12 protein-coding genes are annotated in these 17119 nt (G+C 66.2%); 1 reads left to right on the top strand and 11 read right to left on the bottom strand.

The features are described 5' to 3' along the window. Positions 1 to 89 precede the first annotated feature (89 nt). Entirely contained in the window at positions 90 to 731 is a 642-nt protein-coding gene (gene nalC, locus HMPREF2914_RS08455) for an efflux system transcriptional repressor NalC (RefSeq protein ID WP_003137949.1), read from the top strand. A gap of 12 nt (positions 732 to 743) precedes the next feature. On the opposite strand, the gene HMPREF2914_RS08450 is transcribed toward nalC, so the two are convergent. The 11 genes from HMPREF2914_RS08450 to HMPREF2914_RS08400 form a co-directional block, all read right to left on the bottom strand. Next, positions 744 to 1094: a hypothetical protein gene (locus HMPREF2914_RS08450; protein WP_003137947.1), complete on the bottom strand. Its 351-nt coding sequence runs from the start codon at positions 1092 to 1094 to the stop codon at positions 744 to 746. Between the two features lie 188 nt (positions 1095 to 1282). Further along, entirely contained in the window at positions 1283 to 2389 is a 1107-nt protein-coding gene (locus tag HMPREF2914_RS08445; RefSeq protein ID WP_003092581.1) for an NADH:flavin oxidoreductase/NADH oxidase, read from the bottom strand. A 169-nt stretch (positions 2390 to 2558) separates the two neighbouring features. Continuing rightward, positions 2559 to 4055, bottom strand: coding sequence for a M4 family elastase LasB (lasB, locus tag HMPREF2914_RS08440; RefSeq protein WP_003092588.1), 1497 nt, complete (start codon positions 4053 to 4055; stop codon positions 2559 to 2561). 286 nt (positions 4056 to 4341) lie between these two features. After that, positions 4342 to 6057 (bottom strand): single-stranded-DNA-specific exonuclease RecJ, encoded by a 1716-nt coding sequence (gene recJ, locus HMPREF2914_RS08435; protein ID WP_003092592.1) that lies wholly within the window; start codon positions 6055 to 6057, stop codon positions 4342 to 4344. A 43-nt stretch (positions 6058 to 6100) separates the two neighbouring features. Continuing rightward, positions 6101 to 6640, bottom strand: a complete 540-nt coding sequence (locus HMPREF2914_RS08430; protein WP_003092594.1) for a YaeQ family protein — start codon at positions 6638 to 6640, stop codon at positions 6101 to 6103. Positions 6641 to 6746: 106 nt separating this feature from the next. Beyond that, on the bottom strand, positions 6747 to 7439 hold the full coding sequence (locus tag HMPREF2914_RS08425) for a phospholipase D-like domain-containing protein (protein ID WP_003092598.1): 693 nt from the start codon (positions 7437 to 7439) through the stop codon (positions 6747 to 6749). 18 nt (positions 7440 to 7457) lie between these two features. Continuing rightward, positions 7458 to 12698, bottom strand: a complete 5241-nt coding sequence (locus tag HMPREF2914_RS08420; protein ID WP_023092557.1) for a DNA repair ATPase — start codon at positions 12696 to 12698, stop codon at positions 7458 to 7460. A 149-nt stretch (positions 12699 to 12847) separates the two neighbouring features. Next, positions 12848 to 14914: a flotillin family protein gene (locus tag HMPREF2914_RS08415; RefSeq protein ID WP_003092604.1), complete on the bottom strand. Its 2067-nt coding sequence runs from the start codon at positions 14912 to 14914 to the stop codon at positions 12848 to 12850. A 35-nt stretch (positions 14915 to 14949) separates the two neighbouring features. Further along, on the bottom strand, positions 14950 to 15591 hold the full coding sequence (locus HMPREF2914_RS08410; protein WP_003092607.1) for an OB-fold-containig protein: 642 nt from the start codon (positions 15589 to 15591) through the stop codon (positions 14950 to 14952). 55 nt (positions 15592 to 15646) lie between these two features. Beyond that, entirely contained in the window at positions 15647 to 16342 is a 696-nt protein-coding gene (locus HMPREF2914_RS08405; protein ID WP_003092609.1) for a PspA/IM30 family protein, read from the bottom strand. Between the two features lie 14 nt (positions 16343 to 16356). Beyond that, on the bottom strand, positions 16357 to 16977 hold the full coding sequence (locus HMPREF2914_RS08400) for a biofilm formation regulator BacA (RefSeq protein WP_003092612.1): 621 nt from the start codon (positions 16975 to 16977) through the stop codon (positions 16357 to 16359). Positions 16978 to 17119 lie beyond the last annotated feature (142 nt).

Genomic DNA, 17119 nt, shown 5'->3' with positions numbered 1-17119 from the left:
CAGCAAACTGCCTGGAGGCTTGAACGGACCGTCCCGACGGCCCACCATGCGCACCTTCCGACCGCACCCCGCGAGGCCCGATACCGCCCATGAACGATGCGTCCCCCCGTCTGACCGAACGCGGCAGGCAACGCCGCCGCGCCATGCTCGACGCCGCCACCCAGGCCTTTCTCGAACACGGTTTCGAAGGCACCACCCTGGACATGGTGATTGAACGGGCCGGTGGTTCACGGGGAACCCTGTACAGCTCCTTCGGCGGCAAGGAAGGCCTGTTCGCCGCGGTGATCGCCCACATGATCGAGGAAATCTTCGACGACAGCGCCGATCAACCGCGCCCCGCCGCCACGCTGAGCGCCACCCTCGAGCATTTCGGCCGGCGCTTTCTCACCAGCCTGCTCGATCCCCGCTGCCAGAGCCTCTATCGCCTGGTGGTGGCGGAATCTCCGCGGTTTCCGGCGATCGGCAAGTCCTTCTACGAGCAGGGGCCGCAGCAGAGCTACCTGCTGCTCAGCGAGCGACTGGTAGCGGTCGCCCCCCACATGGACGAGGAAACGCTCTACGCGGTGGCCTGCCAGTTTCTCGAGATGCTCAAGGCCGACCTGTTCCTCAAGGCCCTCAGCGTGGCCGACTTCCAGCCGACCATGGCGCTGCTGGAAACCCGCCTCAAGCTGTCGGTGGACATCATCGCCTGCTACCTGGAACACCTGTCGCAGCGCCCCGCGCAGGGCTGAGCGACGCGCCGTTCAGGCGGAGGGCGGCAGCGCCTGGCCCGGCAGATCGGTGAGGTGGATCTCGGTGACCAGGGGTTCCTGGCGCGGCAGGGTGCGATCGAGCAGGGGCGAGAAACGCGACAGCGCGCCGATCAGGTCCCACTGGGTCTCCAGGGCGGCCCCCAGCTCCGAGAGTTCGTTCAGGACCCGATGACCGACCCGTTGCAGGCGTGGCTCTTCGCTCTGGCTGAGTTCCACCGAAAGGTGCGCCAGCATGGTGGTCATGTTGTTCATGTTGCGTGTCGCCAGGACCAGGATATTGGCCAGCAGGGCGACATCGCTGTCAGGCAGGGAGGCGTGGGGAGAACCGGCGGTAGCGTGCATGCGAGCATCCTTTCTCGAAGTGCGGTCCGGAGCGAACGTCGCGGGAGAATAGCATCATATTGCCATTACGCAATATCTCCCGCGAAACGCTCAGGATGATTTCCTGATGCCAGGCAGACCGCCAAGGGCGGCAAAGGTTTCCATCAGGTGGGCCGCCGGCGCCTCGCCGCGCCGACGGCCCCGACGGCTCACTGCATTTCCAGGGATTTGCGCGGCGGCGTGCTGCGATGAGCGGCTCGCAGGTATTGCGGCGGCCAGGGCATCTGCTCGTTGCGCAGTTCGTCGGCGGCGTGCAACGGCCAGTACGGATCGCGCAGCAGTTCACGGGCAAGCAGGATCAGGTCGGCCTGACCGGTGCGCAGGATATGCTCGGCCTGCACCGGCTCGGTGATCATGCCCACCGTGCCGCTGGCGATGCCGGCCTCCTTCTTCACCCGTTCGGCGAACTCGGTCTGGTAGCCCGGTCCTACCGGGATTTCCGCATTCGCCGCGGTACCGCCGGAAGACACGTCGATCAGGTCCACGCCCAGGTCCTTCAGGCGCCGGGCCAGTTCCACGGTCTCGTCGGGGTTCCAGCCATCCTCCACCCAGTCGGTGGCGGACAGCCGCACGAATAATGGCAACTCTTCCGGCCAGGCCTTGCGCACCGCGGCGGTGACCTGCAGAAGCAGGCGGATGCGGTTCTCGAAGCAGCCGCCGTACTGGTCGCGACGCTGGTTCGACAGCGGCGAGAGGAACTGATGCAACAGGTAGCCGTGGGCCGCATGCACCTCCGCGACCTTGAAGCCGGCAGCCAGGGAGCGCTCGGCGGCGCGTACGAAGGCCTGCACCAGCGCCTCGATCTGCGCCTCGCTCAGGGCCTCGGGGGTCGTGTGCTGGGGATCGAACGGGATCGCCGACGGCGCCACCGGTATCCAGCCGCCGTCGCCGATCGGCACGCTGCCGTGCTTGCCCAGCCACGGCCGCCAGGTACTCGCCTTGCGCCCGGCGTGGGCCAGCTGAACCCCGGCGACCGCGCCCTGGGACTCGATGAAACGGGTGATGCGATGCAACGGCTCGACATGCGCGTCGCTCCAGATGCCGAGGTCGTCGGCGGTGATGCGCCCCTCGGGCAACACCGCGGTGGCTTCGACGATCACCAGGCCGGCGCCGCCCACCGCGCGGCTGCCCAGGTGCACGAGATGCCAGTCGTTGGCCAGGCCCTCCTGCGCCGAATACTGGCACATGGGCGATACGGCGATGCGGTTGGGCAAGGTGATTTGACGCAGGCTAAGAGGCTCGAACAGCAGACTCATGGCAGGACTCCCGGTCGGTCTTGGAATAAATGCTCACCCCTGAACTTTAGACCGGGTTCGCGGAGGCCAGCGGCCCAAGCGACATAAAGCAGCCGTCCTCCTGGCGGAAGACGGCTTGAGCGGCCCCGGCCGGCATTCCTTCCTGGAGTGCCGGCCGGGGCCACCGAGCTTACAACGCGCTCGGGCAGGTCACGCCGACGGTGCTGAACGCCCGGGTGACGTCAGCCGCCGAGTAGTTGCGGTTCTGCGCCGAGCTAATCACTCCACAGGCACCGCTGTTGTAGTTGCTGGTGGCGGTCCAGTAGTAGCGGTTGGCGTCGACGAACACCTCGAAGGCCTTGCGGGTATCCCAGCCCGGCGAGTTGGCCAGCAGGTAGAACGCACGGTTGTACACGCCGCTGGAGTGGTGCACGTCGATACCGTTGTAGTACTGCGAGGCGTTGTCGATGGATCGCCCGTCGCGGCTGGGCTGGTCCATGTAGCGCAACGCACCGCTGCCCTTCTTGATGTCGTAGCCGATCAGGAAGTCGTTCTTGCCGCGCATGTAGAACTCGGCGGCCTCGCCGGCCATGTCGGAGAACGCCTCGTTCATTCCGCCGGATTGCCCGCGGTAGATCAGCCCGGAGTTCTGCTCGGTGAAGCCGTGGCTGACCTCGTGGGCCGCCACGTCCAGCGACACCAGCGGATAGAACATGGTGGCGCCGTCGCCGAAGAGCATCGCCGTGCCGTCCCAGTAGGCGTTCTCCACGCTGCGCCCGTAGTGCACCTTCATGTACAGCTTGTGGGTCAGCGGGCTGGTGCCGAACCAGTCCCGGTACAGATTGAACACCACGCCGCCGAAGAAATGCGCGTCGTTCAGTGGCGAATAAGCGCCGTTGACCTGCTTGTAGGTGTTGGTCGGGCAGGCGAAGCGGAACGGCGTGGTCTTGCTGTCGTTGGTGCTGCCGTTCATGTCGACGGTGATGACGTTGCCGTCGTCCATCTCGCAGCGGTCGTTGACGATCAGCGGACCGTAGTCGCTACCGTAGGTGTACTTGCCGATCTTCTGGTTGCCACCGGGGCCGCCCGCCTCGGCGTGGGCCAGGCCTTCCCACTGATCGAGCACTTCACCGGTCTTGGCGTCGATGACGAAATGCGGCCGCGACAGTCCCTCGCCGGGAATCAGGTAGGAGACGTTGTAGACCAGTTGGGCGATGTTGTTCTCGCCCAGGCGGATCACCAGTTCCACTTTGTCATTCTCGGTCTTGCGGCCCTGGGCCTTCAGGCTCTTGGCCTGGGCCAGCACCTGCTCGGCGGATACCGCCGCGGTGGTGCTGCCCGGCAGGTCGGCGGCGATGTTGGCGACGAAATGGCCGCTGCGCCGCGCCGCCACGCTCTTGCCGGGACCCTTGACTTCGGTGATGGCTTCGCCGACCACCCGTACGCCGTTGTGGAATTGCTCGTAGCGGGTGACCTGCTTGCCGTTGGGCAGGGTCGTGCTGCGGATCGCTTTCAGTTCGTCGGCACCGCCGGCGCCGACCGCGGCTTGCAAGGTGACCGGGCCGGGCGCGCCCTGGGCAGCCTTGCTGGGGAGTTTGGACACGTCGATCAGGTCGGCGGCAAAAGCGGCCGGCGAAACACCCATGATCGCAACGAACAACAGGTCAAGCGTAGAAACCTTCTTCATCTTGTTCAGTTCTCCTGGTTTTTTCAGGCCGAAGTACTCGGCCGACGCTTACCGCCGCCTTGTGGGCTGATCGGAACAGCCGTATCAGTCCTTCGGGTAGAAGGAACTGCACTCCCCTGGCTCGGTCCCGTTTTCGACGGTGCTTTCGTGTACCAAAAAGAACCCGCGGCCAAACCTGCCAGAACTGGCAGGTAGCCTTGATTTCGCCGGAAATCTGTATGTTTTCGCTGGAATAGCTAGCAGAAAAGCAGGTGGCAGCTAGGTTGCCCCCAGCCCCGGGACGCGCTCAGCGAGGGGCCATGTGGACGATCATCAGTTGCACGCTTTCCTGGCCGCGGAATTCGTTGACGTCGAGCTTGTAGGCCAGCTCGGCCCAGCGCACGGTAGGGTTGGGCCACTGCTCGCGGTCGATGTTGAAGGCAATGCCATCCAGTTGCAGCGAGCCGCATTCGCTTTTCAGCACCAGCTTCAGGTGACGCTCGCCGACGATCCGCTGCTGCACCAGCTGGAACACCCCGTGGAACATCGGCTCGGGAAAGTGCTGGCCCCAGGGACCGGCCTGGCGCAACGCGCGCGCCAGCTCCAGGTGGAACTCCTGGATGCTCAACTGGCCATCGGAGAGCAGGCGCCCGGCCAGGTCCTCCTCGGCCAGTTGGCGGCGTACTTCGGCATCGAAGGCGGCGGAGAAAGCGCCGAAGTTTTCCTGCGGCAACGATAGTCCGGCAGCCATCGCGTGGCCGCCGAACTTGCTGATCAGCCCGGGATGACGGGCGGCTACCGCGTCCAGCGCGTCGCGGATGTGGAAGCCGGGAATCGACCGTGCCGAGCCTTTCAGGCTGCCGTCGCCGGCGTCGGCGAAGGCGATGGTCGGCCGGTGGTAACGCTCCTTCAGGCGCGAGGCGAGGATTCCGATCACGCCCTGGTGCCAGTCGGCGTCGAACAGGCACAAGCCGAACGGCAGTTGCTCCAGGCTCAGCTCTTTGAGCTGCGCCAGCGCCTCGCGCTGCATACCCTGCTCGATGGCCTTGCGGTCCTGGTTCAACTGGTCGAGCTGCACCGCCATGTCGCGGGCCAGCGCTTCGTCGTCACAGAGCAGGCATTCGATGCCGAGGGACATGTCGTCGAGCCGACCCGCCGCGTTCAGGCGCGGACCGAGGATGAAACCCAGGTCGGTGGAGGTGATCCGTACCGGAGGCCGCCCGGCCACCTCCAGCAGCGCGCGCAAGCCCGGCCGGGCGCGGCCGGCGCGGATGCGCGCGAGGCCCTGGTGGACCAGGATGCGGTTGTTGGCATCGAGCGGCACCACATCGGCGACGCTGCCCAGCGCCACCAGGTCGAGCAGCTCGGCGAGATTCGGTTCCTTCAGCCCGCGCCGGGCGAACCAGTCCAGCTCGCGCAGGCGCGCCCGCAACGCCAGCATCACATAGAAGATCACCCCGACCCCGGCCATGGCCTTGCTGGGGAATTCGCAGCCCGGCTGGTTGGGGTTGATGATCGCATCCGCCGCCGGCAGTTCCGGGCCAGGCAGGTGGTGGTCGGTGACCAGCACCTTGAGCCCCGCGGCTTTCGCCGCCTGGACGCCGTCCACGCTGGAGATGCCGTTGTCCACCGTCACCAGCAGGTCGGGACGCTTCTCCAGGGCCACGCCGACGATCTCCGGGGTCAGGCCGTAGCCGTACTCGAAGCGGTTCGGCACCAGGTAATCGACCCAGGCCGCGCCGAGCATGCGCAGGGCCAGCACGCCGACGCTGCTGGCGGTGGCGCCGTCGGCGTCGAAGTCGCCGACGATGAGAATCCGCTGGCCGCCCTCCAGGGCATCCACCAGCAGCGCCACGCCCTCCTCGATGCCTTTCAGCCGCTGGAAGGGAATCAGCCGCGCCAGGCCCTTGTCCAGCTCCTCGGCGCAACGCACGCCACGAGCTGCGTACAGGCGTGCCAGCAATGGCGGAAGGTCGCCGAGATCGGGCAGGGTTTCGGGCAGGGGGCGGGGTTCGATACGCATCAGGTCACTCGTTCGGCTCGACGGAAGGAAACGGCGGCGGCGATCAACGCTCGCCCTGCAGCCATTCCAGCTGCAACTCGTGCTGGCCGTTCTCGTCGGTGACGAACAGGGTGCCCTCGCTGATCATCACGGTCCAGTTGATCGAACGCGGCAGGTCGCGGGACAGGCTCTCCAGGGGTTCCTGGGGCACTGCCGCGACGTTGATGTTCTTCAGGCTGCGCACGCTGTCCAGCACCTTGGTCTGCCAGACCCGCAGATTGCCATAGGCGAGCAGGCTGAAGCGCTCGCAGCGACGCGAGCACCAGGTGATGCGCTCGGCGTCCGGCTGGCCGACTTCGATCCAGTGCAGGACCCGGCCGTCCAGGCTCTTTTCCCAGAGCGCCGGTTCGTCCACGTCCGACAGGCCACGCCCGAAGGCGATCTGCTCGCCGTACCACAGCACGTAGGCCAGCAAGCGCACGGCCAGGCGCTCCTCGGTCTCGGAGGGGTGCCGGGCCACGGTCAGGCGCAACGTCTCGTAGACCCCGCGGTCCAGGTCGGTGAGGGAAATATCGGCTTTATAGGGCGTGGATTGCAGGGCCATGGGAATACCGGCGTGGGAAGCGAAAGGGCGCAAGTCTAACCTGAAACCCGCCCGCGTGCGGTCCGCCGGCCGACCGCCTGCCCTGCCTTTCTCGCGTCGCTGCCGCTCAGCGCGGGGCGTAGCGGCCCCAGAGTTCCTCGAATTCACGCCGATAGGCGCCGATCAGCACGGCGTCGTCGGTTACCAGCAGGTTCTCTTCGTTGTTGACGCTGGCGCTGCGGGTCCAGTTGAAACTGCCGTTGAGCAGCCAGGCGCCATCCACCAGGGCGAACTTGTGGTGCATGTGGAAGGGACTGTCGTCGATTCGCAGCGGCACGCCGGCCTCGCGCAGCGCATGGATGTCGCTGCCTTCGTCGAACTGCTTGTCATCGTCGCTGATGATCCGCACCGGAACGCCGCGCCGATGGCAGGCCAGGATTTCCGCACTGAGCTGGTCGTCGGAGATGGTGAACACGCAGATGTCCAGGCTCTGCCTGGCCTGCCGGCACAGCTCGCGGATCTTCCGCCGACACTCCTCGCCGGGACTGAAATAGGCGCTGGCGCGGCTGCGCGGCGCCGCCGCGGTAACCTCCAGGGTGCGCACCACCTGCTCCAGCCACTTCAGGGCGGCTATCCGTTCGCCCTGCTCCTCCACGAGGACCAGCTCACGCACCAGGTCGAAGGCACGGTTGCGCAGGAAACGCACCTGGTCGGGCGCCAGCTCGCTGCCCAGTTGGCGTAGTTCGTCCCGTTCCTCGTTGCTCAGCTTCAGGTCAGCCAGGCTGTCGCGCAGCTGGCGGTCCAATCCGTCGAAGTCCATTTCCCGCTCCTCGTGTCCTCAGGGTTGATCGTTCTCCAGCGGCCTCTGCTCGCCGCCCAGCAACCGGCCCAGTTCGTCGAGGCGGCTGGATATCTCGTTGATGCGGTTGTGCGTGCGCAGGTCGACGTCGATCTTGCGGTCCATCACCTTGATCAGCGGCAGGAAACTGTCCTGCAGGCAGGCGGCAAGGCTCTCCAGCACCTGCTGCACGCCCGGCTGCGCAGGCGCCGTCACCTCGACGTTCAGCGCCGGCGCGCCCTGGCCGAGCTGGCGCAATCCAGCCAGCAACTCGTCCCAGGGCGCCGGTTGTACCGGCTGGGGTTCGCGAGCCAGGCCACGGACGCTTTCCACCAGATCGTTGAGCTGCGCCACCAGCCGTCCGCCGACGTCGGCGTCGCTGCCGCCCATGGACTTGTTGCGCAGGAAGTCACGCTTGATCTGCGCCCAGCGCTCGGCCTGCTCGGGGCTCTGGTTGCCGCGCAGTTCGGCGAGCTTCAGCAGGTTCTCCTCGGCTCCGGTGGTCAGCAGTTGCGACTCGCCCTGGTAGTGGTCGGCGATCAGTTGCAGCAGCTCGGCATCGTTCATCACCGCGGAGATCTTCTCCGCCATCTTGTTCATGTTGCGGTAGCTGCCCTGCAGCTTGAACGGCGGCTCGCTGCGGTACTGGTCGGCCTGGGCGGCGCTGGCGATGTACTGCTGGTTGACCTTGAGCACCACGTCGCGCACCTGCATGAGGCGTTGCAGGGTGCTGCTGATCTCGTTGATCTCGGCACCGCTGTAGCCGTGGGCCAGCTCGTTGCTGGAGAACGGCTTGCCCTCGGCCTTGGCGACGAAGCGATAGACGTCGGCCATGTCGCGGGTGGCCAGCGGCGCGAGAACCGGGTTGGAGGTCAGGGCGTTCTCGATGTAGCTGAGGGAGAACGCCTCCTGCATGCCGCTGAGGGTGTCGCCGAGGTTGTAGATGTCGGCGCGGTTGGCGAGCATGTCGGGAATGCGGAAGACCTCGCCGGACTCGGTGTAGGGGTTGCCCGCCATCACCACGCAGAACTTCCGCCCACGCATGTCGTAGGTCTTGGTCCGGCCCTTCCACACCCCTTCCACCCGGCGCGTGCCGTCGCAGAGGGAGATGAACTTCTGCAGGAACTCCGGATGGGTGTGCTGGATGTCGTCGACATAGAGCATCACGTTGTTGCCCATCTCCAGCGCCAGGTTGAGCTTCTCCAGTTCCTGCCGCGAAGTCGCGTCCGGCGCCTGCCCGGGGTCGAGCGAGCGCACCTCGTGGCCGAGGGCAGGACCGTTGATCTTCATGAAGATCAGCCCCAGGCGGTGCGCCACGTACTCCATCAGGGTGGTCTTGCCGTAGCCTGGCGGGGAGATCAGCATCAGCAGGCCCATCAGGTCGGTGCGCTTGTTCTCGCCCACCGTCCCCATCTGCTTGGCCAGGTTGTCGCCGATGACACCCAGGTAGACGTCATTGATCAGCTTGTTGCGAACGAACGAGGACAGCGGTCGCGGCTTGAACTCGGCCAGGCGCAATGCCTCGCGCTCGTGTTCGACGATCTCCTGGCGCAGCGCCTGGTAGCGCCGCAGCCCCGGCAGGAATTGCTGGCGATGGCGACGCAGGCGGCCGAAGAAGTCGTCCACCGCCAGCGCCAGGCCGCGTTCGACGATGCGCGGATGCTCGCCCATCAGGCCGTCGACCTGGAAGCGCAGGTCGACCTCGGTGATCCGTCGTGGCATCTCCTCGTCCAGCAACGAGAGCGCCACCGCCTCGTCCAGGTAGGCCGCCAGCGGCTGGAACTCGGCGTCGCCACATAGTCCGCGCAGCCAGTTGCCGGCCAGTTCCCACTGGGCGGCGGGCCGCTCGTCGAGGCGCTCCAGGGTCTGCCGGTAGTCGTCCCATAGACGCGCGCCTTGCAGGCGCAGCTTGAGTCCTTCCTGCAATTGCCGGGCATATTTGCTGAAGGTGAATTCGGGACGCTCGGCGGACAATTCCCAGACCAGGTACTCGGCCGCCTCGTCGATATGCTGCGGGTCCAGCGCGATGGGCTGTTCGGCGAGCAGCGCACGCATCGCCGCGGCCACTTCGCCGCAAAGGGCGAGCAGGCCGTCGTCACGACCGAACATCTGCTGGATGCCGCGGCTGCTGCGTGCCCGCTCGGGCCAGCCGGCGACCTCCCGCTCCTCGCGCCGGCGGCTCCAGAACAGGCTGGCGAAAGCCCGCGCCGAGGGCGCGTAGCGTAGCAGTCCGGCGCTCTCGCGCAACGGCAGCAGGCGAACCAGGATCGCCGCCGCATCGTGGTCGTGAATACCTTTCTCGTAGCCCTCCTTGTAGCGCGGCGCGGCGAAATCGCGGATCGCCCGCGCCAGCTCGTCCGGCTGCGCCAGCAGCGCCTGCAAGCGCTCCAGGCTGAAGCCATCGCGGCCCGCGTCGGCGGCGGCGAGCACTTCGCCGGCGAGATATTCGGCGCGGTACAGCGTCTCCGATTCGGACTCCAGGTTCACCTGCCAGAACCCGCGCAACTCATCGAGCCGCGGGTCCTGCAGCGGTTCGAGGAAATCGGTGCCGGTCAGGTGCAGATACAGCGCGTCGCCGCGCGGCATCAGGGTCAGGTCGAGTTCCTGGGTGTTGACGCTGAAGCGGTTGCGCGGGCCCAGGCGAATGACGTCGCCGCCCTCCTCGAACAGCTCGCTCTTGTCGCGCAATGCGCGGACCGCCTGGTCGCGCGCGGCCTTCAGGCGCGCCTCGACGTCGTCGGCCTTGACGCTGTCCTTCAATTCGCGAAGACGTTCGGCCAGTTCGCGCAACTTGAGGATCAGCGGGTCGGCGGCGAAGAACGCGTTCAGTTCCTCCGCCTGGGTGAAGCGCGCGGTGCGTCGTTGCAGGCTGTCGAGGATTCGCCGGGCGGCGTCGAGCAATCCCTGGGCCTTGCGCTGGCGCTCGTCGAGCAGGGTCTGCTTGTGCGCCTCGAAGGTTTCCAGCAGCTCCTCGCGCTTGGCCAGGATGTCGCCGAGGAACTGCTCATGGTCGCCGAACTGGCTTTCCAGTTCCTCCAGTTGCACCAGCAGGCGTGACAATTGCTCGTCGCAGCGCTCGGGGTCCTGGGCCTGGGCCAGGGCGTTGGTGATGCCCTGGCCGAAGAGTTTGAACTGGGCACCGAACTGGGCCACGGTCTCGCTCGAACCGAGCCCCTTGCGCCGCTGCTCGGCGCGCGCCTTGGCCTGGTTCAGGCGGGCGTAGATCTCCGAGATCGACTCGATGATGCGGGTCCGCTGGGTCGCGTCGTCGATGCGCAGCGAAGCCATCAGCGAGGACAGCATGTCGAGGTCGCCAGCCATCGCCTCCAGGGCCGCCAACGGCTCGCCGAGCTGGGCCACGGTCTCGGCTTTCTGCGCCTCGCCATCGAGGCTCTGCAGGCGCTCCAGCAAGGGCTGCAGGGCCTGTTCGCTGGCGAGGAAGGTCGCAGTGGCGGCGGCCACCCGCTCGTGGGCCGCGAGCAGTTCGGCCTCCATGGCGTCGAGTCGCGCCACGTCGATGTAGCGGTACTCGCGGATGGTCAGCAGCAAGCCACGCTGGGCGGTGATGCCGTTGAGCCCGTCGACGAACTGCTGCACCCGGTCCCAGCCGTCGGGCAGCAAGCCGGAGAGCAGCGCCTTGTGCCGCTCCTCCGCGTCGACCATCGCCTGGGCCGACTGGCGGCGGATACTCTCGACCTTCTCGTATTCGTCGAGCACCAGCTCGGCGGTCGCCGCCACTTCGCGCAACAGCGGCGCCAAGCCGTCCAGTTGGTCGCTGCCGAGCCAGTGGTAGACGTCGAACAGGCGCTGGGTGTTCTGGCACAGCAGCGAGTAGCGCTGGATCGAAACTGCCGGAGTCTCGATCTCCCGGCACAGGTCGTAGAGGTCGGAGACGCCGCGCACCAGCTCGGCATTGCCGATCCGCCCGAGGAAACCGCTACGCGCCGGTTGGCGGGCCGCGTACTCCTCGGTGCAGAACGGCGTCTGCCAGACCTGCATCGGATGGATGCGGGTCGGTTCCTCGCCTTCGGCGGCGAAGATCACCATGCGTCCGTCCTCCAGGCGCGCGTAGCCGTGGCCGAACAGCGGATTCTGCAACTGGCGGTTGATCAGGTTGTAGGTGAGCAGCACGTTCCGCCCCTGCTCGGGATGGTAGAAAACGTACTGCACGTCCTCGCCGTTGGGCGAGCGTACCGAGCGCTTGAAGCGCATGCCTTCCATGGATTGCTCGAAGGTGCGGTACTCGCCGTTCTGCAGGTAGTAGCCGCCGGGGAAGATGATCCCGTGGTCCTCCGGCAACTGGATGCAGGCCAGGCCGATGGCGTCGATGCGCTCGACCTTGCCGGTCAGGCTGTTGAACACCAGGTAGCGCCACTGCTCTTCGCGATAGGGCAGGACCTTGAGCAGCAGCAGGCTGCCGAGGCGGGCGAATTCAACCTGCGCGTCGTCCAGCGACTGGGTCTTGTCCATCACCTCTTCGCGATAGATGCCCAGGCCGACCTCGGTGTTGTTCTCGACCTTGATGGTCAGGTCGCCACCGATGGTCTCGACGAACAGGGTGTCGAGGATGTTCAGGTGCGGGAAACGGCCCTCCACCACCATCTCGCGGGTAGCCCGCTGCCATTCGAAGTCGAACGGTGCCGGCAAGGCGATGTCGCGCTCGCCGCGGTTGTCGATGTAGCGGACTTCGCTGCCGTCGCTGGAGATCGACCAGCGGAACACGCGGATGTCGGTGATCCGCTCGCCGATCTGGAAGCTGGCCAGCAGCTTGCCGTCGCGGATCGCCAATTGCAGCAGGCGGGTGTTCTTGTAGTAGGTGTAAAGCTCGTTGAAGTCGTTGACGAAGCCCGGCGCGGCGAGAAAGCTGTCCCCCAGTGGCACAGGCTCCGCCTCGTAGCCTTCGCTGCCCTCCACCAGGCGGTAGAGGGAGAACACGTCGGCCACGCCGGTTTCCTTGCGCAGGCCGATGAACACGTTGTAGCCGAACAGCAGGCAATCGCCGACCTGGACGATATCGCGGGCGATGCAGTTGTTCTCGGTACGGATGCGGACCCGGCCGATCACATCCATCTGGCTGTCGCCGAACTCCTCCAGGCGACTGGCGTTGAGCCTTTCGGCGGTCTGCCGCAGGCGCTGGCCCTGCTCCAGCAGGCGCTTGTGCAGCACCTCGTAGGCGCCGCCCTCGGCAACGGCCTTGTCCAATACGTCCTGCGCGGGAGTTGCGGCTTGAGTGTCCGACATCCTGGTCTTCCTGGGTCTACGGCGGTCATCGATGGAAACCGGCCCGAGCGGCCTGCCCCGGGCGCAGCCAACAGGCCACGCCAGGGGCTGCGCCGCTCAAGGCGCGGGCGGAACGCCTCCGCAGTTGGCGGAGGAGGCTGCGGGTCGGCTCAGACTTCCGCCGCCGGCTCGTTCTCGTGGCCGCTCTTGCGTTCCGGCACCACCGCAGCGGCTGCGCCACGGCCGTTGAGCAGACGGGCGAGGACGTCCTGCACCACCGGGCTCTTGCCGACCACACCTTCGATGGCCTTGCCCACCGACAGCGACTTGGCGAAGGAGTTGAAGAAGTCGCCCTCGCCGCCGACGATCTCGATGTTCGCCTTGCCCAGCGCGGTGGCGAGCACCTCGGCCTGGTCCTTGGCGATGTCCTTGTTCGCGGCGATGGCCGCCATGGCCTCCTCGAAGCTCTTCTCCAGCTGCATGCGGAACTCTTCGTGCTGGCGAGCGCTGTCGCTGAGGGCATCCAGGGCGCCGAACTTCTTGCCAAGCCCCTCGGCCTCGGCATTCAGGCGCTGCAGCAGTACTTCCGCTTCCGCGCTGCCCTGGTCCTTGGTGGCCTTGGCCTTGGCCGCGCCGAGCTGCTCCTCGCCGCGCGCCTGGGCGCCGAGCTTCTCGGCCAGCACCTTGGCTTCGGCCAGGCCGTCCTTCTCCTTGGCTGCGGCCTGCGCCTCGAGCACCCGGGCGTCGGCCAGGCCGCGCTCCTCGTCGCCCCTGGCTTCGGCGATCAGTTGTTCGGCACGTACCCGCGCCGCTGCCAAGCCATCCTTTTCCTTCGCCGCAGCGGTGACTTCCAGCACCCGCGCATCGGCCAGGCCCGGCGCTGCGCGCTCGGCCTCGATGCCCTCGGCCAGACGCTTCTTCGCCTCGGCCTGCTTCGACGCCGCTTCCAGCTCGGCCTGCGCCATGGTGTTGATTTCCACCGCCTTGTGCTTGGAACGGGCCTCGTCGGCTTCCGCCTGCTTGACCTGGCGTACCAGCTCCTGCTCGGCTTCCGCCTGGGCCTGCAGCAGGATCACCTGCTTGACCCGCTCGGCCTCGGAAACCTCGCGCACCTCCTTGATCCGCTCCTCCTCCTGGGCCACGGTCTTTTCCACCGCGACGCGCTCGCGAATCACATTGGCGATGTTCTTGCGCTGCTCTTCCAGCGCCTTTTCCTTCTCGATCTTCTGCAGCTCCACCTCACGCTCGCGGGCGACGATCTCCAGGTCCTTGGCGCGGGTGACCTTCTCCACCTCGATGACTACCGCGCGCTGGCGGTTCTGCTGCGCCACCTCGACCTCGCGCTGGTGGTTCTCGGTGCGCACGTCGATTTCCTGCTGCGCCTGGATCCGCGCCTGCTCAGCCTTCAGCCGCTCTTCTTCCTTGACCCGCGCGGTTTCCGCTTCCTCACGGGCACGGATGGTCTCGATCTCGCGCTTCTGCCGGGCCTCGGCATCAGCCTGCTGGCGCTCCAGGGCCAGGGCAGCCTCGCGGGTCTCGACGTTCTTCTTCTTGATCGCCAGCTCTTCGTTGCGCTCCAGTTCGTTGGTGATGACGTTCTGGGTGGCGGTCAGCTCGGTGATCTTGCGGATGCCCTCGGCATCGAGGATGTTGCTCGGGTCCAGCGAGTTCTTCGCGGTCTGCTCCAGGTAGTCGATGGCGACGTCTTCCAGGACGTAGCCGTTCAGGTCGTTGCCGATCACCTCGATGATGCGGTCACGGAAGTCCTGGCGATTCTCGAACAGCTGGACGAAGTCGAACTGCTTGCCGACGGTCTTCAGCGCCTCGGAGAACTTGGCGTTGAACAGCTCGTTCACCGCCGAACGGTCGGAAGCACGGTCGACGCCGATAGCCTTGGCCACCTTGAGCACGTCGTCCTGGGTCTCGTTGACCCGCAGGTAGAAGGCAACGGTGATGTCCGCGCGCATGTTGTCACGGCAGATCAGGCCGTCCTTGCCGCGCCGGTCGACCTCCAGGGTGATCAACGAGATGCGCATGAACTCCTTCAGGTGGATCACCGGATAGACCAGCGCACCGGTGAAATGCACCTTGGGCGTCGACGACATGTCGTTGACGATCAGCGCGGTGCCTTGCGGGACCTTGATGTAGAAGGCCTTGAACAGGGCCAGCAGGCCCACGACCAGCAGAACGACCAGGCCCACTCCCAGCAGGAGGGGCATCAGCGACGTCATATCCATAGCAGCAGTTCTCCTTGATTCTCACCGAGCCCGGGTCAGATACCGCGGAACTCTTCCTCGGTAACGACCCGATAGGCGTGCTCCGCCTCCAGGTACTCCAGCAGCACGACGCGATCGCCGCGCTTGAAGCCTTTGTTTTCTTCCGCACGAACTTTCAGGATCAGCCCGGCGCCGCCATCTTCCAGCAACGCCTCGCCATGTTGCAGGGTGACCCGCCCGCTGCGCACCACCGCGACCTGGCCCAGCACCGACTTGCTGCTGGTGCTTTCCAGCTTGCGGAACAGCGGCCGCAACGGCCGGCACAGCGTGGCCGCCAGCGGCGCCGCCAGGAACAGCGCGCCCACCGCCACCACGGCGCCCAACGGGTAGCGCAGCCAGCCGAGCGACAATGCGCTGAGCAGCCACAACTGGACGAAGTAACAGAGGAACCAGGCGAAGAAGGACAGCAGGGTCAGCACCAGGGTGACCGGTACGCCGTTGAGTTTCAGCTTCGCCAGCAGCGCGGCGAGGCCTTCGGCCTGGCCGGCGCCATCGACGACCGACTCGGCGTCGAGATCGAGCACATCGATCTCGACCATGCCCAGGGCGACGATGCCCCAGTAGATGATCGCGAGGATCAGAAGAAAGCTGAACAGCACGGTCGGAAACGACAGCGCCGTCTGCAGGAAACCTTCCATTGTCGCTCTATCCCTGAAAAACGGGCCCGGACGCCTTCGCCGGGCCGCGGGCCTATCAGGCCTTGCCCTTTTCCTTCAGGCGCGCCAGCACGCCATCCACGCTGTTGCCCGAGGCCTTGATCCCGGCCGCGCGCAGCTTGGCGTCCAGCGCATCGTCCGGCGCCGCCGCGCTGGCCAGTTCGGCCGCGGCATCCATGGTCGCCGCGCGTTCGGCCTGGCGCTGCTTGATCCGCTCCAGGGAGTCCACCGCGGTCTGCAGCTTGCTCTTCGAGTTGCCGTAGCGCTGGGCAACGGCCATCTGCGCCTTCTGCACGCTCTCGGTGGCCTTGACCGTATCCACCTGTTGCTTGAGTTGGCGGATGTTGCCTTCGGCCTGGCTCACCGACTTGCGCAACTGGGCTACGCTGGCGGCGAATTCCGCGACCTGGGCACGCTCGCCCTCGAGCTGGTTCTCCAGGGTCGCGATCTTCTCCGCGACCTCCCGGGCCAGCTCCTCGTTGCCGGCCTCCAGTGCCTTGATCGCGTATTGCTCGTACTCGGCGACCTGGGCCGCGCCCTTCTCGACGCGCTCCTGGGCCAGGCGGTGGCGGGCCATGATCGAGGCCAGCGCTTCCCGCGACTTGCGCAGTTCGACGTCGGCGTCGCGGATCTCCTGGTCGAGGATGCGCAGCGCCTGGCTGTCGACGATCGCCTCGCCAACCTCGTTGGCTCCGCCGCGCAGGGCGCTCAGCAGCTTGCTCCATACCGTCATGATGGTGTCCTCCCTCAGGCCCGGGCTTTCAGGTAGCCGGCGTAGACTTCCGTGGCGCGGATCACGTTGCCGGCCAGGGTTTCGATTTCGTGCAGCACGCTGGCCAGCGACGAAGTCGTGCTCAACGCGCCGAACATGCTGTAGCAGCGCTCCTCGCCCGGCAGGTTGAGCAGGCCGATGCTCGACAGCGGGAACAGTTGCCGGCTGAGCAGGACCTCTTCGTTGAAGGCGGTCGCGTCGGTAACGTCGCTTTCCGGCCAGAGCAGCGCCTCGACGATGATCTGCTCGCCTTGGGGCGCGACGAACACCGGCAGGTCGCCGTATTCGCGCATGATCACGTAGAGACTCGCTTCCGCCCCCTCGATCAGCTCGATCTGGGCCTCGCCGCTGCTGAACAGCTCGGTGCCGCTCAGGGCCTCGGCCAGCGAGCGAGCGTTCCATACCCGGGCTTCCGTCATGTCTTCCTCCTTCTCCAAATGAGCCGCTCCGGCAGCCGGGCGACGCAGCATCCGCTCGATGCCGGCGAGCGCCGCGGCGTTCTCCGGCAAGATCCAGACTTCCTTCTTCACCAGGCCCTGCTCGCGCAGGCGCTGGCGAAAGACACGCTGATAATGGGCTGATGATTTCCGTTGCATGGACTCACACTACGAGATCACATGTAAGATTTCAACAGCTCACATGTAATAAAATCCAACGCACGCGCATATCTACGCCGGGCCGGCCGGAGCATGGAAAAGAAACACGGGGAGGAAAGAGAGAAAGAAATGGCACGAGGGG

It is taken from the genome of Pseudomonas sp. HMSC067G02, assembly GCF_001813485.1.
Lineage (GTDB): Bacteria > Pseudomonadota > Gammaproteobacteria > Pseudomonadales > Pseudomonadaceae > Pseudomonas > Pseudomonas aeruginosa.
Note: the sequence above shows the minus strand (reverse complement) of the source record. Positions and strands in the feature narration are given on the sequence as shown.